This window comes from Streptomyces sp. NPDC002403, from assembly GCF_053593015.1.
Genome location: NZ_JBSFBQ010000002.1, coordinates 53,530 through 79,770 on the forward strand (window position 1 = coordinate 53,530; position 26,241 = coordinate 79,770).

Here is a 26,241-nt window from a genome sequence, read left to right on the forward strand (position 1 = left end):
TCATACCTGGGTTCCGGTTCGCCGCCGGGCCTCTCGTACGGGGGTACTACCGGCCGGTCGGGCCGACCGGCCGCAGGGCCCTACAACTCGGCGAGCAGTTGGGCCTTCTTGGCGCTGAACTCGTCGTCCGTCACCAGACCGGCCTGGTGCAGCTCCCCGAGGTGCCGGATCCGCTCCGCGATGTCCGCGGGGTCGCGCCGCACCGCACCCGCCAGGACGGCCGCGGGAGCCACGGCCGAGGAATGGTTCCTGCGCACCGATTCCAGCACGGCCGCGGCGAACGGCAGCGACTCGTGCACCGGGCCGTAGCCGAGGCCGAAGACCACCGCGGCCGGGTCCTGATCGGCCCGGGCGGGGCGGGACGCCACCGGCTGCGGGCCGGGCACCGCGCCCGGATCCGCGACCACGCCCGCACCACTGCCCCGGTCGGGGCACGCGCCCGCGCCCGCCCCCGGGACCGCGTTCTCCAGGCCCCTGGGCACCAGCCGCAGATAGCCCTCGAACCCCTCCGGCGAGCGCCACTCGACGCCGCTCAGCTCCGTCACCGGGAACGTCTGGTCGCCGGCCTTCCACTTCGCCGTGGAGGCGCCCGTCCAGAACCAGCGGAAGGAGACCCGGTCCCCGTCGAAGCCGGCCCGGCCGTCGTACGCCTTGAACTGCATCGGTGCCTCGGGCGCCGCGACCAGGAACCGGTCGGCGGGCTCCGACGCCTCGGGGCCGAGCCGGGCGCGCAGTTCGTCCGCGTAGTACTCGGCCAGCGTCTCGCGCTCGGCGGGGAGCACCAGCCGGTACGGATCGCAGCCGTCCTTCAGCTGCCCGGCCGCGGCCTCGACCAGTGGATCGGCACCGCGCCTGGGCACGGCACGCAGGACCACCGTGCCCCGCTTGCCCGGGGTCAGCGTCACCGACGACAGCGCCGCGTGCGGGACGCGTCGTTCACGAAGGCTCTGGAAGAGCTTCGGTGTGCGGATCCCCCGTTCGAAGCGGATGAGCACGGAGTCGGCGTCGAACTCCCAGGTGGCATGAATTCCGGCCAGCACATCACCCATGTGCCTCATCGTATGCGGCACTTGCGTCGCACGTCCCCCCTCGTCACGGGTCACGGTCGATGGTCCGCCAGGGTCCCCGCGCCCGTCAGATGCCCTGGCTTCCGGTGATTCGTTCACGGCAGCCGCCGTCGGAGACCGCGCAGCTCACCGATTCGTAGGCGCCCACGCCGATGGCGGCGAAGTTGCCGAGACTCTCGGTACCCGGCTCGAAATAGCCGCTGTGCCCGACCGCGTCGCCCGCCGAGACGATGCGCGCGCCGAAGCCCGGGTCGACCGGGTCCGCGCCGTGGCCCAGCCCGCCGAGCTCCAGGTTCGGTACGTCCTCGATCCAGTCGCCGCGATCACGCGTCGCCCACACCCTGGCCCCGGTCCGCAGCTGTGCGGCGTTCTCCACCCGCATGCCGGGGCTGCCGGCCACCGCGATGTCACCGACCCTGGCGGGCAGTTCGTGCGCGGCGACCCCGCAGAGCACCGAGCCGTAGCTGTGGCAGAACAGCGAGACCGGGGCATCGCCGGGCAGCGCGTCCACCAGCGCCTTCAGCCGCACCGCCCCGCGCTCGGCGAGGTTGCCCAGGGCCGCGTCCATGCCGATCCCGGCGGGCGTCGTGTAGTCGGCCCAGGCGATGACGGCGGTACGGGTGCCGGGGCGCGCGGCGCGCTCCGCCGCGTAGAGCGACTTCGCCATGCCGACCGGAGCGGCGTTCACCTTGGGCGCGGACCGCTCCAGCGTCAGCAGATTGGTGTCGACGCCGGGGACGACCACGGAGATCCGTTCGGCCCGGTCGAGACTGCCGAACACCTCGGCGGCCCGGCCCTTCCCGGACGGGTCGAAGGCGAGGAAGTGGCGGCCCCGGGCGAGCATCGAGTCGAAGCGGTGCATCCGGCGGACCGCCTCGGCGCGGCCGTCCGGGGAGAGCCGCACATCGTGCATGCGGCGCCGCTCGACCTGCCGCGCCTGCGTGACGGCCCGCCGGTTGGCGCGGTAGCGCAGGGTGACCGGAGCGCCGTTCAAATTGCCCACGACCAAGGGGTACTTGTCGGCCAGCGCGGTGCGCTGCGCGGCCGTGAGCGTGGCGAAGAACTGGGCCAGCCGGTACGGCGGCGCGTCGGCGTCCGGCAGCGCATGACCCGCCACCCGGCCCCGCGCCCAGGCGGCGAGCGCGATCGTGCGTGGCTCGTCGGAGGGTTGGTGACGTACGGCGGTCCAGCCAGTGGTCGCCAGCATCACGAACACGACCGCGACGGCGAGCAGCGCGCGCCATGCGGTGAGCGTGGGGGAGGAGTCGAAGGAAGTCACTCCGGCCCACATTAGGAGACGCGCGACGACAGCCGTGAAGAGGGTGACGCACATCACTCGGCTGCGGGGAATTCGGGTGCGCACTTTTCACGCTGTGTGGTTGTCACACGCACGCTCAGGCGCGCGGAGCGCCTCCGGGATGTCACATGTGGCCGCCGGGGAGCGGCTGTTGTGAAGTCGGTCATGCCGCGGAAGTGAGGCATGCGGCACATCGGGCGGGCGTTTTGCGGTCAGGCCGGCCCGGCGTCCGCCCGCCAGTCGCCGGCCAGGGCCGGTCCCAGCTGGTCCAGGTACGACTCGGTCAGGGCGCGCAGCGAATCCACGTCGCCGTCCCGGCTCCGCCCCCAGAGCTGACCGGCCACCCGCATCACCCCGCCGAAGGCCGCCACGGCGACCCTCGGCCGCGGGTCCTCGTCCACGTCGAGCCCCTCGCGCCCCGCGATCAGCAGCGAGAGCTGGTTCTCCAGCGTGCTGCACCGCCGCAGATGGGCGGCGAGCAGCGAGGGCGTCGACTCGATCATCCGGTACGTACGCATGTGGAGTTCGACCGTGACGATCTCGTCCAGCGCCTCGCCGATGCTGTTCCAGGCGCAGAGGACCGCATTGCGCATCGCCTCGAACGGGGCCTCGTCGGCGGGGCGTCGGCGCAGCTGCGCGATGAAGTGCGACTCCACCATGTCCTGGATGGCGAAGGCGGCATCCTCCTTGGAGGCGAAGTAGCGGAAGAAGGTGCGCTGGGAGACCTCCACGGCGTCGACGATCTCGTCGACGGTGGTCTCGTCGTATCCCTGGGTGGTGAAAAGATCGAGGGCGGCGTGCAGCAGAGAGTCCCGGGTGCGTCGCTTCTTCCGCTCGCGCAGTCCGGTCGGATGCGAACCCCGCTGCCCATCGGTCACTTAACCGGCCTTCTTTCTCCTGCTTTGTCCAGCTCAGCGTACCTGTGAGCTACGTGACAGTTACCGACTTGTGAAATGGTTTGTCAACTGTCAGAGGCTGACACTAATCTCCCGGACATGACTAGTCAGACCACCGTCGACAAGGCGTCGCGGGAGCCGAAGCAAGCCGCCGCTCCCGTACCTGCCAAGGGGCTGCGCGGCCACCCCTGGCTGACGCTCTTCTCCGTGGCCATCGGCGTGATGATGGTCGCGCTCGACGGCACGATCGTCGCGATCGCCAACCCCGCCATCCAGCAGGATCTGAACGCCTCGCTCGCAGACGTCCAGTGGATCACCAACGGCTACATGCTCGCCCTCGCGGTCTCCCTGATCACCGCGGGCAAACTCGGTGACCGGTTCGGCCACCGCCAGACCTTCCTCATAGGTGTCGTGGGCTTCGCCGCGGCATCCGGGGCCATCGGCCTCTCCGACAGCGTCGCCCTGGTGATCGTGTTCCGGGTGCTCCAGGGCCTCTTCGGCGCCCTGCTGATGCCCGCCGCGCTCGGCCTGCTGCGCGCCACCTTCCCGGCCGAGAAGCTGAACATGGCGATCGGCATCTGGGGCATGGTGATCGGCGCCTCGACCGCGGGCGGTCCGATCCTCGGCGGCGTGCTGGTCGAGCACGTCAGCTGGCAGTCCGTCTTCTTCATCAACGTGCCGGTCGGCGTGATCGCGCTGCTGCTGGGCCTGGTGATCCTCAAGGACCACCGCGCCGAGAACGCGCCGCGCTCCTTCGACATCGGCGGCATCGTGCTGCTGTCGCAGGCGATGTTCTGCCTGATCTGGGCGCTCATCAAGGGCTCCGAGTGGGGCTGGGGCGACTACAGGACGCTCGGCTTCCTGGGCGCCGCCGTGGCCCTGTTCGTGGTCTTCGCGCTCTCCCAGAAGAACGTCAGGGAACCGCTGATCCCGCTCGCGATGTTCCGCTCCATCCCGCTGTCCGCGGGCGTGGTCCTGATGGTGCTGATGGCCTTCGCGTTCATGGGCGGGTTGTTCTTCGTCACCTTCTACCTCCAGAACGTGCACGGTCTGAGCCCCGTCGACAGCGGTCTGCACCTGCTGCCGCTGACCGGCATGATGATCGTCGCCTCGCCGCTCGCGGGCGCCATGATCACCAAGTTCGGCCCCCGGGTCCCGCTGGTCGGCGGCATGGTGTGCACGGCGGTCGCCATGTTCGGCATGTCCCAGCTGGAGATCGGCACCGGCACCCTGACCATGTCGATCTGGTTCGGCCTGCTCGGCCTCGGCCTCGCCCCGGTCATGGTCGGCGCCACCGAGGTCATCGTCGGCAACGCCCCGATGGAGCTCTCCGGCGTCGCCGGCGGTCTCCAGCAGGCCGCCATGCAGGTCGGCGGCAGCCTCGGCACGGCGGTGCTCGGCGCCGTCATGGCCTCCCAGGTCGACGCCAAGCTGGCCGACAACTGGAAGGCGGCGCAGCTCCCGCCGCTCAGCCCGGAGCAGCTGGACCAGACGTCCTCGGCCGTCGAGGTCGGCATCGCGCCGGTCGGCGGAAACGTCCCGCCGGAGATCGCCGGGAAGATCGCGGGCGTCGCCCATGACACCTTCGTGTCAGGGATGAGCACGGCGTTCATGGTCGCGGGTGTCGTCGCGGTGGTCGCCGCGGTGGTCGCCACGCTCACCAAGCGCGGTGCGAACGCCGAGGCGGGCGCGGGCGCCGGTCACATCTGACCGGACGCCACGACGGCTCCCGGGCTCCGCGCCCACGCGTCAACACAGTGCGTACAACAGCCCCGCCGGACCCGTCCGGCGGGGCTGTCGCCTATCCGGGTGGTGTGGTCCGCGCCCCCTTTCCCGGGGGCTTCTGCGCAGGTCAGGGTGCATGCAACTGATCCGCACAACTGATTCGCACCACCACGGGGGACGATTTCCATGCGTACGACCGTTCTTGCCACCGCCCTGGCGGCCACCGCCCTGATCCCGCAGACCGCCGCCCACTCCGCGCCCGTCGGGCTCGGCTCCTGCGCCGCCGGACAGCTCTGCCTCTGGGACGAGCCCGACTTCACCGGCACCCGCCGGACCCATGAGCTGTCCACGACCGACATCGAGAGCTGTGTCCCGCTGCCGAAGGGCAGCAAGGTCCAGGCCCTCGCCAACCGCACCGGCCGCCCCGTCACCACGTACCAGTCGGCGGAATGCGCCGAGACCGGCGAGTTCGAGACCTACCCGGGCGGCGGCACCTGGGTGCCCCGGTCCCCGTACCAGGTCAGGGCCTTCAAGATCTGGGAGAACTGACCGCACGGCGCGGAACCGGCCGGGCACGCCGAAGGGCGGCGGGACCTCCCGGTCCCGCCGCCCTTCCTGCGTACTTCGTCGGCCCTACGCGTCGCCGCCGGCCGCGCCCGGGTCGGCCGCGGCCACATCCAGCAGGTCGTACCGGTCGATGGCCTGCTTCAGCAGCGAACGGTCGATCCGGTTCTCCTTCGCGAGCTCGGTGAGCACCGCGAGGACGATCGACTGCGCGTCGATGTGGAAGAACCGGCGGGCCGCGCCACGGGTGTCGGCGAAGCCGAAGCCGTCCGCGCCCAGCGACTGGTACGCGCCGGGCACCCAGCGCGCGATCTGGTCCGGCACCGAACGCATCCAGTCCGAGACCGCCACGAACGGACCCTCGGAGCCGGAGAGCTTCCGCGTGACGTACGGGACGCGCTGCTCCTCCTCCGGGTGCAGGAGGTTGTACCGCTCCACGTCCACGGCCTCGCGGCGCAGCTCGTTCCAGGAGGTCGCCGACCAGACGTCCGCCCGGACGTTCCACTCGTCGGCGAGGATCCGCTGCGCCTCGACGGCCCACGGGACCGCCACACCGGACGCCAGGATCTGGGCCGGGATCTCGCCCCGGTCGGCGGCCCTGAAGCGGTAGACACCCTTGAGGATGCCCTCGACGTCCACGTTCTCGGGCTCGGCCGGGTGCTGGATCGGCTCGTTGTAGACGGTGAGGTAGTAGAAGACGTCCTCGTTCTCTTCGGGGGTCCCGCCGTACATCCTGCGCAGACCGTCCTTGACGATGTGCGCGATCTCGTACCCGAACGCCGGGTCGTAGGCGACACAGCCCGGGTTGGTCGAGGCGAGCAGCTGCGAGTGGCCGTCCGCGTGCTGGAGACCCTCACCGGTCAGCGTCGTACGGCCGGCGGTCGCACCCAGCACGAAGCCGCGCGCGAGCTGGTCGGCCATCTGCCAGAACTGGTCACCCGTGCGCTGGAAACCGAACATCGAGTAGAAGACGTACACCGGGATCAGCGGCTCGCCGTGCGTGGCGTACGCCGAACCGGCGGCGATCAGCGACGCCGTGCAGCCGGCCTCCGAGATGCCGTCGTGCAGCATCTGACCGGTCGGCGACTCCTTGTACGCGAGCAGCAGATCACGGTCCACCGCCTCGTACTGCTGACCCAGCGGGTTGTAGATCTTCGCGCTCGGGAAGAAGGCGTCCATACCGAACGTGCGGTACTCATCGGGCGCGATCAGCACGAAACGCTTGCCGATCTCCTTGTCCCGCATCAGGTCCTTCAGGATGCGGACGAACGCCATGGTGGTGGCGATCGACTGCTGACCAGAACCCTTCTTCGCGGTCGCGTACGTCTTGTCCTCGGGCAGGACCAGCGGCTTCGCACGCACCACCCGGGTCGGGACGTAACCGCCCAGACCCTTGCGGCGGTCGTGCATGTACTGGATCTCCTCCGAGTCACGGCCCGGGTGGTAGTACGGCGGCAGGCCGTCCTCCAGCTGCTTGTCCGTGATCGGGATGTGCAGCCGGTCGCGGAACCGCTTGAGGTCCTCGACCGTGAGCTTCTTCATCTGGTGGGTCGCGTTGCGGCCCTCGAAGTTCGGCCCCAGGGTCCAGCCCTTGACCGTCTGCGCCAGGATCACCGTCGGCTGGCCCTTGTGGGCCTTGGCCGCCGCGTAGGCCGCGTAGACCTTCTTGTGGTCGTGACCGCCGCGGCCCAGGTGCAGGATCTGGTCGTCGGTCATGTCCTTGACCATGTCGCGCAGCCGCGGGTCGTCCCCGAAGAAGTGCTCACGGATGTACGCACCCGACTCGGTGGCGTACGTCTGGAACTGGCCGTCCGGCGTGGTGTTCAGCTTGTTGACCAGGATGCCCGTGCGGTCCTGGGCCAGCAGCGGGTCCCAGGAGCGGTCCCAGACCAGCTTGATGACGTTCCATCCGGCGCCGCGGAACTGCGACTCCAGCTCCTGGATGATCTTGCCGTTGCCGCGCACCGGGCCGTCGAGCCGCTGGAGGTTGCAGTTGACCACGAAGGTCAGGTTGTCCAGGCCCTCGCGGGCGGCGATGGACAGCTGGCCGAGCGATTCCGGCTCGTCCATCTCGCCGTCGCCCAGATACGCCCAGACATGGGACTTGGAGGTGTCGGCGATGCCGCGCGCCTCCATGTAGCGGTTCATCCGGGCCTGGTAGATCGCGCCGAGCGGGCCGAGGCCCATCGAGACGGTCGGGAACTCCCAGAAGTCCGGCATCAGCCGCGGGTGCGGGTAGCTGGACAGGCCGTTGGGCGCCTTCGACTTCTCCTGGCGGAAGGCGTCGAGCTGCGCCTCGCTCAGCCGGTCGAGCAGGAAGGCGCGGGCGTAGATTCCCGGGGAGGCGTGTCCCTGGAAGAAGATCTGGTCGCCGCCCAGACCGTCGTCCTTGCCGCGGAAGAAGTGGTTGAAGCCCACGTCGTACAGCGAGGCGGAGGAGGCGAAGGTGGCGATGTGGCCGCCGACACCGATCCCCGGACGCTGGGCGCGCGACACCATCACGGCCGCGTTCCAGCGGGTCGCGTTGAGGACCTTGCGCTCGATCTCCTCGTCGCCGGGGAAGAACGGCTCGTCCTTCGTGGCGATCGTGTTCACGTAGTCCGTACTGCGCATCTCCGGCACGGCGACACGCTTCTCGCGCGCGCGCTCGATGAGGCGGAGCATCAGATAACGGGCCCGCTCGCGGCCTCGCTCGTCGACCGCGGCGTCGAGCGAGTCGAGCCATTCCTGGGTCTCTTCGGGATCGAAGTCCGGGACCTGGCTCGGCAGGCCGCCAATGATGATCGGGTTGCGATCGGATCCGGAAGCCACGCTGTTCCTTCGCTGTTCGGTGGTGCTCTACGGGGCCTGAACGAGGGAGAACATGCCCCCGGGATGTATGCAAGTACGCCATCACCATCGTGTACCGCGAGGGCGCAAACGTCATCTCTACCGAGGGGTAACCGCCGTGTTGTGAGACTTCGCGTCCGGTGCGCGGGGATGGTCCGTGCCAAACCGCAACCATACGCCCAAGCCGTCCAAGCGTTCCCAAAGGATGTTCGACTCCGAATGGCGGACCGAAACGGCATAAGCTGTGGAAGGACGTAAAGGGTGTGGACGGTAGCGCCGGGCCCCCGGAGGGGATCTGCCGACAGTGCGGCGACGTGGCATGGAACGTCACCGTTTAGGCGGTCTCGGACGCCGGGTACTTGCGCGATCCGCCGCTCCCGTGTGGACTACGGCCAACGCCCCGCGCACGCGCGTGGCTGCAGCATTTTCCGAAACATGATCAGGAGGCAACCCGTGAGCGCGACCGCGGACCACGCGGAGGAGCGGACCAACCCGGCAGCACGCCTGGGGTTCGAGCCCGGACAGGTGGTCCAGGAGATCGGCTACGACGACGACGTCGAGCAGGAGCTCCGTGAGGGCATTGAGGCCACAATCGGCCAGGATCTCGTCGATGAGGACTACGACGACGTCGCAGACGTCGTCCTGCTGTGGTTCCGCGACGAGGACGGCGACCTTACGGACGCGCTGGTGGATGCCATTGGTCTGATCGAGGACGGCGGTACGGTCTGGCTGATGACGCCGAAGACCGGCCGTGACGGGTACGTCGAGCCGAGCGACATCAACGAGGCCGCACAGACGGCCGGTCTCTCCCAGACCAGGAGCATCAACGCGGGCAAGGACTGGACGGGCAGCCGTCTGGTCACGCCGAAGGCGGCCAAAGCCAAGCGCTGAACCACGCTCGCCACGCATTCGCCCTGAAGGCCCCCGACGGCATCGAGCCGGCCGGGGGCCTTCGTACACCCGTCGGGGCCGGCGTGGCCGCCCCCGCGCGGGCGCTGCGTGGCCCGCCGCGAGCCCTGCGTAGGGTGGGAGGCACCCGGACGGCCCAGCCCGGTGAACGTAGCGAAGGGACGCTTTTCATGGCGATCGAGGTCGGTACCAAGGCCCCGGATTTCGAGCTGAAGGACAACCACGGCCGGACCGTGAAGCTCTCCGACTTCCGCGGCGAGAAGAACGTCGTGCTGCTGTTCTACCCGTTCGCCTTCACCGGCGTCTGCACGGGTGAGCTCTGCGCGCTCCGTGACGAGCTGCCGAGGTTCGAGAACGACGACACGCAGCTGCTCGCCGTCTCCAACGACTCCATCCACACCCTGCGCGTCTTCGCCGAGCAGGAGGGTCTCGAATACCCGCTGGTCTCGGACTTCTGGCCGCACGGCGAGACCTCGCGGGCGTACGGCGTCTTCGACGAGGAGAAGGGCTGCGCGGTGCGCGGCACCTTCATCATCGACAAGGAGGGCGTGGTGCGCTGGACCGTCGTCAACGGTCTGCCCGACGCCCGGGACCTCAACGACTACGTCAAGGCGCTCGACGCGCTCTGATCCGGCACCGGTGGATCCGCGGGCGACCCGGCGAAAAGCCTGCTTCGCCGGGAACCGGTCACTAGGATCCAGTCGTTGATCGGATGCCAACGCAACGTGGAGGCGCCGGCGTGTGCCGGCCCCCAAGGAAACCAATGGGAGGACTCGTGGGAGTCAGCCTCAGCAAGGGCGGCAACGTCTCGCTGACCAAGGCCGCGCCGAACCTGACCGCGGTCATCGTCGGTCTCGGCTGGGACGCTCGCACCACCACCGGTGGTGACTTCGACCTCGACGCCAGCGCCCTGCTGACGAACGCCGAGGGCAAGGTCGGCAGCGACGGAAACTTCGTCTTCTTCAACAACCTCAAGAGCCCCGACGGCTCCGTCGAGCACACCGGTGACAACCTCACCGGTGAGGGCGAGGGCGACGACGAGGTCATCAAGGTGAACCTGGCCGGTGTCCCGGCCGACGTCGACAAGATCGTCTTCCCGGTCTCGATCTACGAGGCCGAGACCCGTCAGCAGAGCTTCGGCCAGGTGCGCAACGCGTACATCCGCGTGGTCAACCAGGCCGACAACAGCGAGCTGGCCCGCTACGACCTCAGCGAGGACGCCTCGACGGAGACCGCCATGGTCTTCGGCGAGCTGTACCGCAACGGGGCGGAGTGGAAGTTCCGTGCCATCGGTCAGGGGTACGCCTCGGGGCTGCGCGGCATCGCGCAGGACTTCGGCGTCAACGTCTGAGAAGGCGCGACCCGGGCCGCGCCGCCGAGGCGCGGCCCGGGTCACGCCAGCAGTACCCCGTCCGGCGCCGCACCTCCGTGCGGCGCCGGACGCGCTCAGAAGACGGCCCGGAGGGCTCCTCGGCCCACCGGGCCCAGCAGACGGTTCATCGACTCGGGGAGGACACACACCATGGGCGTCACGCTCGCCAAGGGAGGCAATGTCTCCCTCTCCAAGGCCGCACCCAACCTCACCCAGGTGCTGGTCGGGCTCGGCTGGGACGCACGATCCACCACGGGTGCCGACTTCGACCTCGACGCCAGCGCGCTGCTGTGCCAGTCGGGCCGGGTGCTCGGCGACGAATGGTTCGTGTTCTACAACAACCTCACGAGCCCCGACGGCTCCGTGGAGCACACCGGCGACAACCTCACGGGCGAGGGCGAGGGCGACGACGAGTCGGTCATCGTCCATCTCGAGCAGGTGCCGGCGCACTGCGACAAGATCATTTTCCCGGTCTCCATCCATGAGGCCGACAGCAGGGGCCAGACCTTCGGTCAGGTCAGCAACGCATTCATCCGCGTGGTCAACCAGGCGGACGGTCAGGAACTCGCGCGTTACGACCTCAGCGAGGACGCCTCGACGGAAACCGCGATGATCTTCGGTGAGCTCTATCGGTACAACGGCGAGTGGAAGTTCCGTGCAGTGGGACAGGGGTACGCGTCCGGGCTGCGCGGCATCGCTCTAGACTTCGGGGTCAACGTTTCGTAAAGCCGCGCACGGCGCGGGGGAGCCCCGTACACCTCGGGGGAGACCCGTTACATACACGATGGGGTAGCCAGTGCTTCTGAAAACCTTCGGCTGGTCGTTCGCGGTTACCGCGCTCGGCCTTGCCGCAGCTTGGATCTACGGGGGGTGGGAAGCCTTCGGGGTCGTCGCGATTCTTTCCGTCCTGGAGATCTCGCTGTCCTTCGACAATGCGGTGGTCAACGCCGGAATCCTGAAGAAGATGAATGCCTTCTGGCAGAAGATCTTCCTCACGGTCGGTGTACTCATCGCGGTCTTCGGTATGCGACTGGTGTTCCCCGTCGTGATCGTGGCCATCACCGCCAAGATGGGTCCGATCGAGGCGATCGACCTTTCCTTCAACCAGCCCGAGCGTTACCAGGAACTCGTCACCGACGCCCACCCGGCGATCGCCGCGTTCGGTGGCATGTTCCTGCTGATGATCTTCCTCGACTTCATTTTCGAGGACCGTGACATCCAGTGGCTGCGCTGGATCGAGCGTCCGCTCGCCAAGCTCGGCAAGGTCGACATGCTGTCGGTCTGCATTGCGCTGATCGTGCTGCTGGTCGCCTCCATGACCGTCGCGACCAACGCGCACCAGCACGGCGGAGGTCACGCGGACAAGGCGGAGACGGTCCTGCTCGCCGGTATCGCCGGTCTGGTCACGTACCTCATCGTCGGCGGTCTCTCCGGCTTCTTCGAGAACAAGCTGGAGGAGGAGGAAGAGCGCGAGCACGAGGCCGAGGAAGAGGCCAAGCGGAGCGGCAAGAAGGTTTCCTCCGTCGTGCTCGCCGGCAAGGCCGCGTTCTTCATGTTCCTCTACCTGGAGGTGCTCGACGCGTCCTTCTCGTTCGACGGTGTCATCGGCGCCTTCGCCGTCACCAACGAGATCGTGCTGATGGCCCTCGGCCTCGGTATCGGCGCCATGTACGTCCGTTCGCTCACGGTCTACCTGGTCCGTCAGGGCACGCTCGACGACTATGTCTACCTGGAGCACGGTGCCCACTACGCCATCGGCGCGCTGGCCGTGCTCCTGCTCGTCACCATCCAGTACCAGATCAACGAGCTCATCACCGGCCTGACCGGTGTTGTGCTGATCGCCTGGTCCTTCTGGTCCTCGGTCCGGCGCAACAAGGCGCTGGAGGCCGAAGGCGGCGACGGCGAGGGTTCCAAGGCGGAAGTCCCGTCCGGGGTGTGACCCGGTAGGGATTGCGGAACGCTCTCAGCGGGGTGGTCCGTGAGGCAACGGTTCTCCGGAGACATCCGGACCCGGCCCCACGGCCGCCCCGCAGCGATGTGGGCGTCCCGCGCCCGGGCACGGGACGGCCGTGGGACGGGGCACTTTTCTACCGAGAGGCATGGGGGTTGGGGATGGCGTTCTGGGACGGCCTGTGGCCGCGGCGGGAGGCACAGTTCGAGTCGGGCAGCGCGGCGACCAGCTCCATCGTGCTCTCCCGGCGGCACGCCACGGTCTCGCTCACCAAGCAGGGGGCGCTGACCGGCAATCTGCGGGTCAATCTCTCCTGGCAGATGCGTACGTCGGACATCATGGGCCGCTCGCGGCAGAGCGGCCGGCTGCTGCGGCCGCTGAAGCTCTTCCAGCCCGACGTGGTCCAGGCCCACACCCAGGGCATGGTCAATGTCGACCTGGATCTGGGCTGCATGTACGAGCTGAAGGACGGCACCAAGGGCGTCGTCCAGCCCCTGGGCAACCTCATCGGCGACCTGAACTCCCCGCCGTACATCCGGCTCAGCGGGGACGACCGCTTCGGTGCGCCGTCGGGTGAGACCGTCTACGTCAACCTCGACCAGCGCGACCAGATCAAACGGCTGCTGTTCTTCGTCTACATCTACGACCAGACGCCGGCCTTCGACCGTACGCACGCCAAGGTGACGCTCTACCCGGGCAACGGCCCGCGGATCGAGATCGAACTCGACGAGCACGCCCCCGAGGCCCGTTCCTGCGCCGTGTTCACGGTGGAGAACATCAAGGACGAGCTGATCGTGCGGCGCGAGGTGAAGTTCGTGTACGGGTTCCAGTCGGAGCTGGACCGGCTGTACGGCTTCGGCATGCAGTGGGGACGCGGCTACAAGTCCCGTACCTGAGCGGACCCCGGCCCGGTACCGGACCCGGGGCCGTCAGGGAGCCGCGCCTCAGGACCGTACGAACTGCGGGCCCTGCGGCGGCAGCACGAAGTTCGGGTCCGGGGCGGGTGCGGCGGCCGCGGCCGGCTGCGGATAGCCGTACGCCGGCTGGGCGGGCTGCGGGTACCCGTACGCGGGCTGGGCGGGCTGCGGGTACCCGTACGCCGGCTGGGGTGAGGCCGGGGCCGCCGCGGGCTGCGGATAGCCGTACGCGGGCTGCTGGTGCTGGACCGTGACCTGGGAGTCGGGGCCGGGCGGCACGGCCGGCGGGAAGGCGGGCGCGGGCGGGAACCCGGACTCCGGTCCGGGCGAGGGCGCCGCCACGGGCGCCGGGGCCGGCCCGGGCTCGGCCGCGGTTTCGTCGACCGAGATACCGAAAGCGGTCGCCAGGCCGACCAGCCCGGTCGGATAGCCCTGCCCCACGGCCCGGAATTTCCAGCCATCGCCGCGCCGGTAGAGCTCGCCGCAGATGATCGCCGTCTCCTCGCCGGTCTCCGGCCGCACGTCGAAGACCGCGAGCGGATCCTCGTCGGCCGAGGCCGCGTCGTACAGCAGGATGCGCAGATCGTGCACCTGTGCGAATGCGGCGCCGTCGGAGGAAGCGGCGACGACCACCTGCTCGACCGAGGCGTCGAGCCCGCCCAGATCGGCCTCGATGGTGTCCGTGAGCCCCTCGGGGACGCTGCGCTTGGGCAGCCGTCGTACCAGGCCGGAGGGGTGGCGGGGCTGGTTGTAGAAGACGAAGTCCTCGTCCGAGCGCACGCGGCCACCGGTTCCGAGCAGCAGGGCCGAGGCGTCCACATCCGGAACTCCCGTGCCCGGGGTCCAGCGCAGCACGGCCCGTACGGCCATGGCGTCCAGAGGAACGTTCGAGCCTTTCACCATCGCGTGCGTCATGCCCGTCATCCTGCCTGCTGGCTGCCCGCACGGACAACGCGGGGGTCGCACCGAGTGTCCCGGCGCCATGCCGGAAGAGCATGGTCCGCGGCGCTGCGACCCATCGGGAAATGGACGAGTTACCCGGAATTCATGCACGTGGGGAACTGTCGACACCCGCTCGTACGTACTATTACCGGCCATGCGTTGCACGGCCGGTCAGCCAGTTCGGGGGAGTTACATGCGTCATTTCGGGCACATTGCGCCCGCCACAAAGGAGGGTCTGTTCTTCCAGGAGCCGTGCGAGTTCGGTCCGGATTCTTCGGCCCGCCTGCTTTCGGCGGCCCTGGGGGCGACCCTGTACAGCCCTGCCACCCGGCCGCGGCTTGCTGATGACGTCGTCAAGCAGGCCGGGCGCGGTGTCGTCTCGATGGTGCTGTGCCTGGAGGATTCGATCGACGACTCCGAAGTCGCCGGTGCCGAGGAGAACCTGGTCAGGCAGTTCGCCGAGCTCGACGCGCGCGGCGCCGAGGTGCCGCTGCTCTTCATCCGGGTCCGGGAGCCGGGCCAGATCACCGACCTGGTGGACCGGCTCGGCGCCACCGTCCGGATATTGTCTGGTTTTGTACTTCCCAAGTTCACCGAAGAGCGTGGCGTGCCCTTTATGGAAGCACTCACCAAGGCCGAAAAGGCTTGTGGGCGTCGCCTCTTCGCGATGCCCGTCCTCGAATCGCCCGAGCTGCTGTACCTGGAGACCCGCGGGGAAACGCTCCAGGGAATAGCCCGCACCGTCGACAAGTACCGCGAGCGGGTGCTCGCGCTGCGGCTCGGCGTCACCGACTTCTGCTCGGCGTACGGACTGCGCAGGGCGCCCGACATGACGGCGTACGACGTACAGATCGTCGGCGCCGTGATCGCCGACGTGGTCAATGTGCTGGGCCGCGCGGACGGCACCGGCTTCACGATCACCGGCCCGGTGTGGGAGTACTTCCGGCTCCAGGAGCGCATGTTCAAGCCTCAGCTGCGCCGCAGCCCCTTCCTGGAGGGCCGGGCCGAGGAGCTGCGCACGGCACTGATCGAGCACGATCTGGACGGTCTGCTGCGCGAGATCGGGCTCGACCGGGCCAACGGTCTGCTCGGCAAGACCTGCATCCACCCCTCGCACGTCGCGCCCGTGCACGCGCTGTCCGTGGTCAGCCACGAGGAGTTCAGCGACGCGGAGGACATCCTGCGGCCGGAGCGCGGCGGCGGTGGCGTGATGCGTTCCGCGTACACGAACAAGATGAACGAAGTGAAGCCGCACCGGGCCTGGGCCGAGCGGACCCTGCTGAGGGCCGAGGTCTTCGGCGTGGCCAGGCAGGACGTCGGCTTCGTGGAACTGCTGGCCGCGGGCCTCGCCGAATGAGCGGGCACCCGGCAGGGACGGCGAAAGAGAAAGAGACGGCGAACGTGGTGTGGTCGGGCAGCTGGGTGGCGGAGCGACTGGGCGTCGAGCTCGTCGGTGACGGGAAGCCCGAGGGCGGCCGGGAGCTGAGAGAGCTGCTGGGCCTCGCCCTGCGCCGCAATCCCAAGCGGGCCCACCTCCTCGTGTCGAACGTCCTCGGCAAGCACGTGCCGCAGAAACCCTCCGTGGTCTACGGCACCGGATTCGAGCTCGGCCTGCGGGTGCGCGAACTCCTCGGTGACGCAGAGGCGCGCCGGGCCGTGGTGCTCGGTTACGCGGAGACGGCCACCGGCCTCGGACACGCGGTCGCCGACGGGCTCGGCACGGCACCGTACCTCCACTCCACGCGCCGCCCCGTCGAGGGCGTGACGCGGGCGGGCGGCTTCGAGGAGTCCCACTCGCACGCCACCTCGCACCTGCTGCTCCCGGAGGACCCGGACCTGCTGGCGGGCGACCGGGGCCCGGAGGGCGCCGACGCGCCGCTGGTGCTGGTGGACGACGAATTCTCCACCGGCAACACCGTGCTCAACACCATCCGCGCACTGCACGAGCGCTATCCCCGGAGCCGCTACGTCATCGTCGCCCTGGTGGACATGAGGTCCCCGGCCGACCGGGGAAGGCTGACCGGCTTCGCCGCAGAGATCGGCGCCCGCGTCGACCTGGTGGCGCACGGTTCCGGCACGGTCACTCTCCCCGAGGGCGTCCTGGAGAAGGGCCAGGCACTGGTCGCCGCGCACGAAGCGGAGCCCGCCGATTCCGCCGCGCACGAAGCGGCCGGTCCCGCCGGTCCGCGAGCGGCCGACGCCCCCGGCCCCCGGCCCTGCACCCGGGTGGACCTCCGGTGGCCCACCGGTGTCCCCGACGGCGGCCGGCACGGTTTCACCCCCGCCCACCGGGCGATCCTGGAACCGGCCCTCCCCGCCATGGCCGCCCGCATCGCCGAAGCGCTGGGCGACGCCCGCCGCGTACTGGTCCTCGGCTTCGAGGAGCTGATGTACGCCCCCCTGCGTCTGGGCACGGCCCTGGAGGAGCGCACCGACGCCGAGGTGCGTTACTCCACCACCACGCGTTCCCCTGTCCTCGCCGTGGACGACCCGGGCTACGCGATACGGACCCGGCTGGTCTTCCCGGCCCACGACGACCCGGCCGACGGGCCCGGTGACCGGTTCGCGTACAACGTCGCGGGCGCCGGCTTCGACGCCGTGGTGCTCGCCGTCGACTCCGCCGCCGACACCCCCGAACTCCACGCCCCCGACGGCCTGTTGGCACAGCTCGCCGCCCACACCGACCACGTCCTGCTCGCCGTCGTCCCCTCGTACGTCCCGTCGCGCCCCCACCCGCGCGTCCCCGAACGGCAGGAACCCCCCATGCTGCCCGAGCCCCTCCGCGGCCCCGCCTTCTCCTCCTACGCGCCGGACGAGGTCGGCTGGCTGCTCCAGGACCTCTCGGACACCGAGCTGGAGGCGCCGACCGAGGAGCGCGAGGAGGCGATACAGAGCGGCGGCGCGCACTACGCCGAGTCGCTTCCCGTCGAGTACCAGCCGTCCGACCGGTACCAGGAGCTGTTCAAGGCGGCGCTGGAGCTGTCGGCCGCCCGCGTCGCCCGCGCCGTCGGCACCGTCACCGAGACGGTCCTCGCCGAGCGCGGCCCCCGCCCGGTCCTGGTCTCCCTCGCCAGGGCCGGCACGCCCGTCGGCGTGCTCATGCGCCGCTGGGCCAGGCACCGGCACGGCATCGACCTGCCGCACTACGCCGTCTCCATCGTGCGGGGCCGCGGCATCGACGCCAACGCCCTGCGCTGGCTGGCGGCCCACCACGACCCGGCGGACGTCGTCTTCGTCGACGGCTGGACCGGCAAGGGCGCCATCACCCGTGAACTCTCCGCGGCGCTCGCCGAGTTCGACGGGTTCGACCCGGAGATCGCGGTACTCGCCGACCCGGGCGGCTGCGTCCGCACGTACGGCACCCGCGAGGACTTCCTCATCCCGTCCGCCTGCCTCAACTCCACCGTCTCCGGGCTGATCTCACGGACCGTCCTCCGTTCCGACCTGGTGGGCCCCGAGGACTTCCACGGCGCGAAGTTCTACCGGGAGCTCGCCGGCACCGATGTCTCCGGTCACTTCCTCGACACCGTCGCCGCGCACTTCGACGAGGTCGCCGACGCCGTGGACGCCGAGGTCAAGGAGTTGCTCGCGGCCGACCGCGCACCCACCTGGGAGGGCTGGGCCGCCGTGGAACGCATCAGCGAGGAGTACGGCATCCACGACGTCAACCTCGTCAAGCCGGGCGTCGGCGAGACGACCCGGGTGCTGCTGCGCCGCGTCCCGTGGAAGATCCTCGCCAAGCGCGGCGCGGGCGCGGACCTCGGACACATCCGGCTGCTGGCCGAGCAGCGGGGCGTACCCGTGGAGGAGGTCGACGGACTCCCGTACACCTGCGTCGGACTGATCCACCCGAAGTACACCAGGGGCGCGACGGGCGCGGACGGCAAGGCGGTGGAGTCGAAGTGACCGCCCCCGCGGCCCGGGCGAAGGCCGAGTCCGGCGCCCCCGTGACCCTGGTCGCCAGCGACCTCGACCGGACCCTGATCTACTCCTCGGCCGCGCTCCGGCTCGCCGTGCCGGACGCCGAGGCCCCCCGGCTGCTCTGCGTGGAGGTCTACGACCGCAAGCCGCTCTCCTACCTGACGGAGACGGCCGCGGAGCTGCTCGTCGAACTGGCCCGCACCACGGTCTTCGTCCCGACGACCACCCGCACCCGCGAACAGTACGGACGCATCCACCTGCCCGGCCCCGCAACCCGGTTCGCGATCTGCGCCAACGGGGGACACCTGCTCGTCGACGGCGAGTCCGACCCCGGCTGGCAGCGGCAGGTGGCCCGCAGGCTCGCCGACGAATGCGCCTCCCTCGCCGAGGTCCGCGCCCACCTCCTGGCCGCGGCCGACCCCGCCTGGCTGCTCAAGGAACGGGTCGCCGAGGACCTCTTCGCCTACCTCGTCGTGGAACGCCCGCTGCTGCCCGCGGGCTGGGCCGAGGAACTGGGGGAGTGGGCGCGGACACGCGGCTGGACGGTCTCCCTCCAGGGCCGCAAGATCTATGCCGTTCCGGGCCCGCTGACCAAGAGCGCAGCCATGGAGGAGGTGGCCCGGCGCACCGGCGCCACGCTCACCCTCGCCGCCGGTGACAGCCTCCTGGACGCCGACCTGCTCCTCGCCGCCGACCGCGCCTGGCGCCCGGCCCACGGCGAACTGGCCGACAGCGGCTGGAGCGCCCCGCACGCCGAGGCGACGGCCGCGCACGGCGTGGCGGCGGGCGAGGAGATCCTCCGGCACCTCCTCCGGGCCGCGGGCGAGGCAAGATCGTCCTGACGCCGGGCGAAGGCGCCCCGGCCGATCGACGCTGCGAGGAGCGCAGGATGACCAAGGGCAACGAGACCAAGATCACGGACGAGCTGTACGCGTACATGCTGGCGCACAATCCACCGCTCGACGCGGTGCAGCGCGAGCTCGTGGAGACCACGTACGCGCGCCTCCCCGAGCACGCCGGCATGCAGTCGGCCGAGGAGCAGGGACCGCTGCTCGCCTTCCTCGTCCGGCTGACCGGGGCGCGGCACATCGTGGAGGTCGGGACGTTCACGGGGTTCTCCGCCCTGTCGATGGCGCAGGCACTGCCCGCCGACGGGCGGCTGATCGCCTGCGACATCTCGGAGGAGTGGACCGCCTACGGCAGGGAGGCCTGGGAGAAGGCGGGCGTCGCGGACCGGATCGAGCTCCGTATCGCCCCCGCGCTCGACACCCTGCGGGCGATGCCGGCCGAGCCGCACATCGATCTCGCCTACCTGGACGCGGACAAGGGCAACTACATCCCGTACTGGGAGGAGCTGGTGCCCCGGATGCGGCAGGGCGGTCTCGTCGTCACGGACAACGTGCTCTTCCACGGCGGGGTGACCGACCCGCGGGCGACCGGCGGAGCGGCGGCGATCAAGGAGTTCAACGACCACGTGGCCGCCGACGCGCGGATGGACAGCGTGCTGCTGACGGTGTCCGACGGGCTGACGCTCTCCCGCAAGCGGTAGCGGCCCCGCCCGCCCGGGACCGCCCGCTCCTCCTCAGAGCCTGTCGGGCGACCTCCGACCGGGCGAACCTCTGCCCGGGCGATCGAAGGCCCCTGGCCGGTTCTCAGCCGCAGCAGCCCCCACCGCAGCAGCCGCCCCCGCCGCCCCCGCCACCGGCCGACGGGGCGGCGGGCGCGGACCTGGCGGCCGACCCGCCGACGGCCACGGTCGAGAGCAGCTTCACGGTGTCGGCGTGCCCGGCGGGGCAGGAGGCCGGGTCGGAGGACCGGGCCATCGGGCGGCTGAGTTCGAAGGTGTCTCCGCAGGAGCGGCAGCGGAATTCGTAACGAGGCATGGCCCCAGGCTAACCGCGACCGCGGGCTCAGGAACCGCGCCGGACGACCGGCATCGGCTGCGTGGTCGCCCTCCGGCTCAGCCGCATCTCCCGCGCGGCTTCCTCGGGGTGGCGCGCCCGCCAGTACGGGTTGTCGTGCGGAAGGCCGCCGCTGACCCGCCCGTACATCCCGAACACCATCAGCATCAGACCGACCACAAAGCTGAACAGCACGTTCTGGATGCGGAAGGCGAGGAAGTTGTAGTCGGTCTCCAGCAGCGCGAGATTGACGAAGCCGCTGAGGATGAAGGCGATGCCCAGAATCATGTTGAGTGTCGAGGCGAAGTTGCCGCCGATCACCATCCCGATGAACAGCAGCAGGCCGACGCAGATGGACAGGACGCTCAGCGCACCGTTGGTGTTGAGGCCCGCGACGGTGGCCCCGCCGGTGTTGAAGAAGCCGATCTTGTCGATCAGTCCCAGGACACCGAAGGCGAGCAGCACCAGACCCATCAGCCCTGCCCCGACCCGGTAGACGCTGTTGAGCCGGTGATCGACCGGCAGATGCTTGTCGAGTTGCGTGGCCTTGCGGCGGCGGGGGGCCTGTCGCCCCGTGGTGTGCAGCACGTGGGTGGCCATGTCGGTCGTCTCCTTCGGGCGTACTACCAGGATCCGCCCATGGCGACGGCACCGCACACCAGAGCCCCCGGGGGTCACGGCGCACCGCCGGTACGGCTCAGGCGCCCGCCCCGCGCTCCTCACGGATCTCGGAGACCACCCGCGCGGCCGTCCGCCGCACCGCCTCGGTCTCGGTCAGGAAGTGCCAGTAGTCGGGGTGACGCCCGTCGAGCGCGGCGACGGCGCGGTCCAGCCGGGCCACGGCGTCGTCCAGCGGACGGGCATGGCGCGGATCGGGCGTGCTGCGGCCGTCCATGGCCAGGCGCTGCGCGTCGCGGACCGCGAACCGGGTCCGCTGGATCTCCTGCTGCGGATCCTTGGCCACTGCATCCAACCGGTGCAGCCGGTCACCGGCCGCGGACACCGCCTCGTCCGTGGCGTTCAGCAGGGCACGGACCGTGCTCAGTCGGGACGTCGCATCGGCCCACCGCTGCTCGTCCCGGGCCCGGGCGGCCTCCTTCAGCTTCTCCTCGGCCTGCCGCACATTGACGGCCGCCTGCTCGGGCACGGGCTGGAGATCCTGCCAGCACGCCGCGGAGAAGCGCCGCCGCAACTCGCTCAGCACCGGCTCCACCGAGCCCGCCCGGGTCGTCAACGCCTGCGCGCGCGTACGCAAGGACACCAGCCGGTGGTCGATCTCGGCGGCGCGTTCGGGCAGCTTGTCCGCCTCGGACCGCACCGCCTCGGCATCGCGCAGCACCCGGTCGGCACGCTGCAGGGTCTCGGCGACGCCGTGCCGGCCGGCGCCCTGGTTGAGCTTGGTCAGCTCGGGCGCGAGGGCCGCCAGCCGGGCGGCGAGATCATCCGCCCGCAGCCCGGACGCGCGTACCGCGTCGAGAGCGTTGCTCGCACCGAGCAGCGCCTGCCGGGCCCGCTCCACGGCGGGCGCGAGCCGGGCCAGCTGCGTCTCCGCGCTGCCCAGCAGCGGACCGAGCCCCTGCGCGAACCGGTCCAGCTCGGCCTTGACCCGCACCAGCTCGTCCTTGGCCGCGGCCAGCTCCGACCGCGCGCGGGCGGCGACCGACGGCTCCAGATCGTCCCGGTCCAGGTCGTGCGCGTCGACCGCGGTGATGTAGGTGTGGCTGACCTCGTCGATCCGTCGCCCCAGGGCGTCGAAGCCGTCCACGGCCTTGCGCGCGGCGGGCGAGCTGTCCACCGCGGTGATCGTCTCGATCGAGATCCGCAGATCGCGCTGGGCCGTGTCCAGCTCGTAGAAGGCCGACGCGGCGGCATCCTTCGCGGCCTGCGCCTCGGCGCGCTGACTCTCCCCGCGCCCGCCGAACCAGCGCCTCGTACCACCACCCGCGAAGGCGGCCGGCAACGCGGCTGCGAGCAGCGGCACCGGCAACAGCATCAGCGCGACGACATCCCTGACGGCGGAACTCCCACCCGCTCTCGCCCGCGGCCGCGCGTGTGTCGCCGTCACATCCCTCTCCCGTGCCGTTTCGCCCTGCCCGGTACATTCTCCCACCAGGTAAGGACGAACACACGGGCCGGTTAGTTCGCGCTTCGGACCGTGACTTGGCCGTTGCCGCTCCGGGCCTTCACCACATGACTGCTGCCGTCGCTGCGCGGCACGTCCACCGAGATGTGCCCGTTGTCGGCGGAGGCGTCCACCGCGTACGCCACGGGGCCGCCCGGAAGATCGATGGTGATCGCCCCGTTGTCGCTCACGGTGTCCACGAGATCCGGCACGGTCGTGAACCCCAGCCGGATGCTGCCGTTGTCCGACCGCGCCGACACGGACTTGGCCGAGACCCTCTCGGTGATGATGGCGCCGTTGTCGCTGGCCAGCTTGAGCGGCCCGGTGGAGTCCCGGACGGTCACCCTGCCGTTGTCGGCGCTGAGCGTGAGCGGCGTACGGAAGCCGGAGGCGACGATCCTCCCGTCGTCCCCCTTCACGACCACCGTCACCCCGCGCGGCACCTTCACCTGATGCTCCGCGTCACAGTTGCTGATCAGCGCCTCGCACTTCACCCCGAGCGTGAGCGTGTCGTCCTGCATCCCCCACTGCGGCTCGGGCCCGTCCCCGAACGCCACCCACCCATCCACACGGCGGGTCACCTCGACCTTCTGCACGTCGGCCGGCACGAGCTCCAGCGAGGACTGTCCGGAATGGATGGTCAGCGTCTTCCCGCTCAACGCGAACGACTTGTGCTCGGCGGGCGCGCCGCTCACATCCGTACTGCCACAACCGGTAAGAACAAGAGCCAGAAGCACGGCCCCACCGGACGCGATGAGAGTGCGGGTACGGACTGCCACGATGATCTTCCCCCAGGTCGTACGGCGGATGCTCCGATGCTGCGACCCACACCGTACGTACGTCCCCGCCCCCGCCAGAATCCGGACGGCTACCGTAAGCGGGGTGGGGATAACCCCCGCACGAGCCCTTTCTGCCCGCTTCTGCCCCGCCGCACTCCCGCCGACCGGCGTCCCGTCCGCCGGCGCCGGGGATCGTTTGTGACCACGGGCCGCAGTCCATGTACGCTGTTGCCTCATCCACGGGTGCGTAGCTCAGGGGTAGAGCGCTGCTCTTACAAAGCAGATGTCGGCGGTTCGAAACCGTCCGCGCCCACCAGTGCGAAGGCCCCCGACCGATCATGGTTGGGGGCCTTTGACATCCACTTGTGATGTCAAAGGGTGCCGTCCCCACGGCCGGGACGCTGCCGCTTCAGCATGCGGTCGAAGTGGCTCACGGCCTTGCGCTGCGTGTCCTGCACAACGTGGGCCGTCAGCCGGCCGCCTTGGCGATGATGCGCTCCATCTCCTCTGGGCCGAAGGCCCGCAGAGTCGTGGAATGTACGTTGCCCACCCCACCGAGCTGCAGGAGTGCTGCCGTGGCGGTTTCGTCGTCGGGCGCCTCGATGATGGCCACGAGGTCGTACGGACCGACGGTCCAGTAGATGCTCAGGAGCTTCGCCCCGAGTTTCTGTACCGCTGATCCGAAGGCCTCGGAGCGCTTTGCGGTGTCCTTGTAGTTTCGGACCCCTTGATCGGTCCAGCTCAGCAAGGTGACGTACGTCGGCATGTTCTTTCACCCTCACGAGGAGACACATCGTGAGACCAAGACTGGACATCCGGGACAGAACCTGCACGAGATACGCACCCGAACGAGCAACACGAGCGACCACAGGCATCGCGGGGCAGGCTGACATCAACGGGTGCGGTCACTCACGGTCGGGACGGTACAGGGCAGGCTTCACGGGGCCGGTGGCCGTTCCGGGTGGACATTCATGGTGCGGGGGTGCTCGCCACGATTGCGGTCGTGCGAAGGCGAGATGGGCGCAAGGGGCAGGTGTGCCTCATACGCCGGGTGGGCCGGGCGCGGGGCGGGGAGTGTCCAGGCGGAGGACGAGTGCGCGCAGGGCGCGTAGTTCGGTGTCCAGGGCCTGTAGGCCTGTGCGGCTGAGGGCGATCCACGTCCGGGGGCGCCGGCCGGCGTAGCCCTTCTCCACAGTGATCAGGCCTGAGTCCTCAAGCACCTTCAGGTGCCGGGAGAGGTTTCCGTCGGTGACGGCCAGTTGCTTCTTCAGGAAGCCGAACTCGACCCGGTCGGCTTCGCGGGCGACGGTGAGGATGCCGAGCCGCACGCGCTGGTGGACAGTGTCGTCCAGCGCCCGGGTCGGGTGCGCTCCTTGCTGGTCGTCCGGAGTTGCGGTGCTCACGAGGTGACCGTACGCGCACCGGCGGCGTGGGGTGCGGCTCGGCGGTGAGCCGCCGTCCACTCGGACAGGCCTGCGAGGAGCAGGACGGCGGCGAGCAGGAGCGCCTTGGCCTGCGGTCCGTCGGCCCAGCCGGGGTGGGCGGGGTGCGCCCAGGGGAGCCACCCGGTGCCCCAGGAGGCTCCCAGGTAGCCCGTGAGCAGCAGTGCGTGAGTGATGCCGGCCGCTGCGGCGATCCAGCTGCGTTCGGCGATACCGAGGGCCAGGAGTCCGATGCCGACCAGGTACCACGGGGAGGCGTAGCTGTTCTCCAGCAGTGCGGCCTCCCATGACTGGTTCCTGCCGAACAGCAGCATCACCAGTGCTGTCGTGATCGCCGCGGCGGTTGCCGCGGTTGCGCGAGTCCACATCCTGCGGCGGGGGACGATGCCCCGGGTCTCGCCGCGCAGGCGGTACCAGCGGGCGAAGACGAACCACGCCAGGGGGAGGAGCGCGAACCATATGCCCCAGGCCGCGAAGCGCAGGGCGGCGCCGTCGAACTCGCCCTCCAGGCAGGGAGTTCCCGGCTCATGGACGACGCACAGGCCGGTCAGTTCGGCGTAGGCGAAGGCCGGGTAGGACTCGATGTTGCGCCCGTGGGCTCCGAAGTTGAAGGCGTACCTGGCGAGCGGAGCGGCTGCCAGTGCGAGGAGGCCGAAGCCGAAGAGGGGGACCCACGAGCCGTTCAGCTGCGTGCGGGTTCTGACCCGGAGGCCTTCTGCCGCTGCCAGCAGGCCGGCCGCGTGCGCCCTCGGTTCGGACTCCGTGCCGTTCAGTGCGGGTGTTCCCATGTTTTCCCCCTGCGGTCGCGCTGCGGTCAACACTGAGAGGCGGTCCACCGGATGGCCGCCCGCCGAGCATTAACTTTGCGACGCAAAGTACATGGCGGTCAAGAGTTGCGTGGCGTGCGGTGTGCCGCCCCGCTGCCGTGGCTGAAGGTCATGTTGAGGCCTATGCTCAGCGGCACGGTCGACCGGAGGGGGCACTGGTGGAGCAGCAGTGGCCAGAGGGGCCGCATGCCGATCCCGAGGCGGCGAGGGACCGGTACAACGCAGACATGCGGGCATCGCATCCCTCGCTGAGGGACCTTTTCCGCGTGGAGATGCGCAGTGCCCACATGGGTCTGGCGATCGTGATCATCGCGAGCGTCTTCGTGGGGGTGGTCCGGGCACCCAGGACGGGCGTGATCGTCGCGGGAGCCTTCGCCGCGCTGTTCGTCGTCGCTCTGGGGGTGGCACTTGTGGCGGGAGGCCGAGGACGAAGCGCGGTGCGCGCCGCGTACAGGTTCACGTTCGGCTGGGCCGACTGGATCACTCCGTAGCCGAACCGCATGACTGCCGGCATCGCCGGATGGCAGGCGAACAGCTACCGGCAGGGTGATGACGACGACTGGTACATGGGGAGTCCGAACGACGACGGCAGCATCGACTGTTGGAGTGCCTACGCCGATTTCCGCGAGGCGCTGCGGCAGAGAGCGGCCACTGTTGTCCTTCGGTGCCCTGGGAAGCGTGCGCGCTTCCCAGGGCAGCGCTCAGGCGTTGGGGCGCTTGCCGTGGTTGGCGTTCTTCTTCTTGCGGGCGCGGCGCTTGTTTCCTCGCTTGGCCATGACC

Annotated in this window: 26 protein-coding genes and 1 tRNA gene; 14 read left to right on the top strand and 13 right to left on the bottom strand. The window is 69.9% G+C overall.

Translation table 11 applies throughout. The features are described 5' to 3' along the window. Nucleotides 1–80: 80 nt before the first annotated feature. From ACWCPY_RS02615 to ACWCPY_RS02625, 3 genes are all read right to left on the bottom strand, one after another. The gene (locus tag ACWCPY_RS02615; RefSeq protein ID WP_451262471.1) at nucleotides 81–1,049 is read right to left on the bottom strand and encodes a DUF4429 domain-containing protein; all 969 of its coding nucleotides are present in this window, start codon (nucleotides 1,047–1,049) and stop codon (nucleotides 81–83) included. Nucleotides 1,050–1,134: 85 nt separating this feature from the next. Next, the gene (locus tag ACWCPY_RS02620) at nucleotides 1,135–2,346 is read right to left on the bottom strand and encodes an alpha/beta hydrolase (RefSeq protein ID WP_451262472.1); all 1,212 of its coding nucleotides are present in this window, start codon (nucleotides 2,344–2,346) and stop codon (nucleotides 1,135–1,137) included. 230 nt (nucleotides 2,347–2,576) lie between these two features. Next, the gene (locus tag ACWCPY_RS02625) at nucleotides 2,577–3,242 is read right to left on the bottom strand and encodes a TetR family transcriptional regulator (RefSeq protein WP_451262473.1); all 666 of its coding nucleotides are present in this window, start codon (nucleotides 3,240–3,242) and stop codon (nucleotides 2,577–2,579) included. A 117-nt stretch (nucleotides 3,243–3,359) separates the two neighbouring features. On the opposite strand from ACWCPY_RS02625, the gene ACWCPY_RS02630 reads away from it, so the two are divergent. Both ACWCPY_RS02630 and ACWCPY_RS02635 read left to right on the top strand, forming a co-directional pair. Beyond that, nucleotides 3,360–4,970, top strand: a complete 1,611-nt coding sequence (locus ACWCPY_RS02630; protein ID WP_451262474.1) for an MFS transporter — start codon at nucleotides 3,360–3,362, stop codon at nucleotides 4,968–4,970. 201 nt (nucleotides 4,971–5,171) lie between these two features. Next, a complete protein-coding gene (locus ACWCPY_RS02635) occupies nucleotides 5,172–5,534 on the top strand; it encodes a peptidase inhibitor family I36 protein (RefSeq protein WP_451262475.1) in 363 nt (120 codons plus the stop codon). Nucleotides 5,535–5,618: 84 nt separating this feature from the next. Here the strand turns inward: ACWCPY_RS02635 and aceE are convergent, their stop codons facing one another. Next, complete coding sequence (aceE, locus tag ACWCPY_RS02640) at nucleotides 5,619–8,360, bottom strand: pyruvate dehydrogenase (acetyl-transferring), homodimeric type (protein ID WP_451262476.1); 2,742 nt, start codon at nucleotides 8,358–8,360, stop codon at nucleotides 5,619–5,621. Between the two features lie 471 nt (nucleotides 8,361–8,831). On the opposite strand from aceE, the gene ACWCPY_RS02645 reads away from it, so the two are divergent. From ACWCPY_RS02645 to ACWCPY_RS02670, 6 genes are all read left to right on the top strand, one after another. Next, nucleotides 8,832–9,269 carry a DUF3052 domain-containing protein gene (locus ACWCPY_RS02645; protein WP_072483487.1) on the top strand — a complete coding sequence of 146 codons (438 nt, stop codon included), beginning with the start codon at nucleotides 8,832–8,834 and terminating at the stop codon, nucleotides 9,267–9,269. A gap of 188 nt (nucleotides 9,270–9,457) precedes the next feature. Next, nucleotides 9,458–9,916: a peroxiredoxin gene (locus ACWCPY_RS02650; RefSeq protein ID WP_451262477.1), complete on the top strand. Its 459-nt coding sequence runs from the start codon at nucleotides 9,458–9,460 to the stop codon at nucleotides 9,914–9,916. 146 nt (nucleotides 9,917–10,062) lie between these two features. Further along, nucleotides 10,063–10,638: a TerD family protein gene (locus ACWCPY_RS02655; protein ID WP_072483704.1), complete on the top strand. Its 576-nt coding sequence runs from the start codon at nucleotides 10,063–10,065 to the stop codon at nucleotides 10,636–10,638. Between the two features lie 171 nt (nucleotides 10,639–10,809). Next, nucleotides 10,810–11,385: a TerD family protein gene (locus ACWCPY_RS02660; RefSeq protein WP_451262478.1), complete on the top strand. Its 576-nt coding sequence runs from the start codon at nucleotides 10,810–10,812 to the stop codon at nucleotides 11,383–11,385. A 70-nt stretch (nucleotides 11,386–11,455) separates the two neighbouring features. Then, nucleotides 11,456–12,598 (top strand): DUF475 domain-containing protein, encoded by a 1,143-nt coding sequence (locus ACWCPY_RS02665; RefSeq protein ID WP_451262479.1) that lies wholly within the window; start codon nucleotides 11,456–11,458, stop codon nucleotides 12,596–12,598. Nucleotides 12,599–12,771: 173 nt separating this feature from the next. Next, nucleotides 12,772–13,506: a TerD family protein gene (locus ACWCPY_RS02670; protein ID WP_451262480.1), complete on the top strand. Its 735-nt coding sequence runs from the start codon at nucleotides 12,772–12,774 to the stop codon at nucleotides 13,504–13,506. 48 nt (nucleotides 13,507–13,554) lie between these two features. On the opposite strand, the gene ACWCPY_RS02675 is transcribed toward ACWCPY_RS02670, so the two are convergent. Continuing rightward, entirely contained in the window at nucleotides 13,555–14,442 is an 888-nt protein-coding gene (locus ACWCPY_RS02675; protein ID WP_451262481.1) for a TerD family protein, read from the bottom strand. Nucleotides 14,443–14,662: 220 nt separating this feature from the next. Here ACWCPY_RS02675 and ACWCPY_RS02680 point away from each other — a divergent pair, with 220 nt between their 5' ends. From ACWCPY_RS02680 to ACWCPY_RS02695, 4 genes are read left to right on the top strand one after another with little or no spacing between them, the layout of a single operon-like run. Continuing rightward, the gene (locus ACWCPY_RS02680; RefSeq protein ID WP_451262482.1) at nucleotides 14,663–15,826 is read left to right on the top strand and encodes an HpcH/HpaI aldolase/citrate lyase family protein; all 1,164 of its coding nucleotides are present in this window, start codon (nucleotides 14,663–14,665) and stop codon (nucleotides 15,824–15,826) included. Beyond that, nucleotides 15,823–18,375 carry a phosphoribosyltransferase gene (locus ACWCPY_RS02685; protein ID WP_451262483.1) on the top strand — a complete coding sequence of 851 codons (2,553 nt, stop codon included), beginning with the start codon at nucleotides 15,823–15,825 and terminating at the stop codon, nucleotides 18,373–18,375. The genes ACWCPY_RS02680 and ACWCPY_RS02685 overlap by 4 nt, the downstream gene beginning before the upstream one ends. Next, the gene (locus tag ACWCPY_RS02690) at nucleotides 18,372–19,232 is read left to right on the top strand and encodes an HAD family hydrolase (protein ID WP_451262484.1); all 861 of its coding nucleotides are present in this window, start codon (nucleotides 18,372–18,374) and stop codon (nucleotides 19,230–19,232) included. The genes ACWCPY_RS02685 and ACWCPY_RS02690 overlap by 4 nt, the downstream gene beginning before the upstream one ends. A 47-nt stretch (nucleotides 19,233–19,279) precedes the next feature. Next, nucleotides 19,280–19,939: an O-methyltransferase gene (locus ACWCPY_RS02695; RefSeq protein WP_451262485.1), complete on the top strand. Its 660-nt coding sequence runs from the start codon at nucleotides 19,280–19,282 to the stop codon at nucleotides 19,937–19,939. A gap of 103 nt (nucleotides 19,940–20,042) precedes the next feature. Here the strand turns inward: ACWCPY_RS02695 and ACWCPY_RS02700 are convergent, their stop codons facing one another. The 4 genes from ACWCPY_RS02700 to ACWCPY_RS02715 all read right to left on the bottom strand — a co-directional run bounded on the left by ACWCPY_RS02700 (nucleotide 20,043) and on the right by ACWCPY_RS02715 (nucleotide 23,192). After that, nucleotides 20,043–20,273 (bottom strand): FmdB family zinc ribbon protein, encoded by a 231-nt coding sequence (locus tag ACWCPY_RS02700; protein ID WP_451262486.1) that lies wholly within the window; start codon nucleotides 20,271–20,273, stop codon nucleotides 20,043–20,045. Nucleotides 20,274–20,300: 27 nt separating this feature from the next. Beyond that, nucleotides 20,301–20,891 (bottom strand): DUF4383 domain-containing protein, encoded by a 591-nt coding sequence (locus ACWCPY_RS02705; RefSeq protein WP_451262487.1) that lies wholly within the window; start codon nucleotides 20,889–20,891, stop codon nucleotides 20,301–20,303. 97 nt (nucleotides 20,892–20,988) lie between these two features. Next, nucleotides 20,989–22,356 carry a hypothetical protein gene (locus ACWCPY_RS02710; protein ID WP_451262488.1) on the bottom strand — a complete coding sequence of 456 codons (1,368 nt, stop codon included), beginning with the start codon at nucleotides 22,354–22,356 and terminating at the stop codon, nucleotides 20,989–20,991. Between the two features lie 71 nt (nucleotides 22,357–22,427). Then, nucleotides 22,428–23,192, bottom strand: coding sequence for a DUF4097 family beta strand repeat-containing protein (locus tag ACWCPY_RS02715; protein ID WP_451262489.1), 765 nt, complete (start codon nucleotides 23,190–23,192; stop codon nucleotides 22,428–22,430). A gap of 241 nt (nucleotides 23,193–23,433) precedes the next feature. Here ACWCPY_RS02715 and ACWCPY_RS02720 point away from each other — a divergent pair. Beyond that, nucleotides 23,434–23,508 (top strand) — tRNA-Val (locus ACWCPY_RS02720). Between the two features lie 153 nt (nucleotides 23,509–23,661). Here the strand turns inward: ACWCPY_RS02720 and ACWCPY_RS02725 are convergent. The 3 genes from ACWCPY_RS02725 to ACWCPY_RS02735 all read right to left on the bottom strand — a co-directional run bounded on the left by ACWCPY_RS02725 (nucleotide 23,662) and on the right by ACWCPY_RS02735 (nucleotide 25,422). Beyond that, nucleotides 23,662–23,958 (bottom strand): GYD domain-containing protein, encoded by a 297-nt coding sequence (locus ACWCPY_RS02725; RefSeq protein WP_451262490.1) that lies wholly within the window; start codon nucleotides 23,956–23,958, stop codon nucleotides 23,662–23,664. A 274-nt stretch (nucleotides 23,959–24,232) separates the two neighbouring features. Beyond that, nucleotides 24,233–24,595: a transcriptional regulator gene (locus tag ACWCPY_RS02730; RefSeq protein WP_451262492.1), complete on the bottom strand. Its 363-nt coding sequence runs from the start codon at nucleotides 24,593–24,595 to the stop codon at nucleotides 24,233–24,235. After that, nucleotides 24,592–25,422: a hypothetical protein gene (locus ACWCPY_RS02735; protein WP_451262494.1), complete on the bottom strand. Its 831-nt coding sequence runs from the start codon at nucleotides 25,420–25,422 to the stop codon at nucleotides 24,592–24,594. The genes ACWCPY_RS02730 and ACWCPY_RS02735 overlap by 4 nt, the downstream gene beginning before the upstream one ends. A gap of 311 nt (nucleotides 25,423–25,733) precedes the next feature. On the opposite strand from ACWCPY_RS02735, the gene ACWCPY_RS02740 reads away from it, so the two are divergent. After that, on the top strand, nucleotides 25,734–25,952 hold the full coding sequence (locus ACWCPY_RS02740; protein WP_451262811.1) for a hypothetical protein: 219 nt from the start codon (nucleotides 25,734–25,736) through the stop codon (nucleotides 25,950–25,952). A 210-nt stretch (nucleotides 25,953–26,162) separates the two neighbouring features. On the opposite strand, the gene ACWCPY_RS02745 is transcribed toward ACWCPY_RS02740, so the two are convergent. Continuing rightward, nucleotides 26,163–26,237 carry a 50S ribosomal protein bL37 gene (locus ACWCPY_RS02745; protein ID WP_015034725.1) on the bottom strand — a complete coding sequence of 25 codons (75 nt, stop codon included), beginning with the start codon at nucleotides 26,235–26,237 and terminating at the stop codon, nucleotides 26,163–26,165. Between the last annotated feature and the right edge of the window lie 4 nt (nucleotides 26,238–26,241).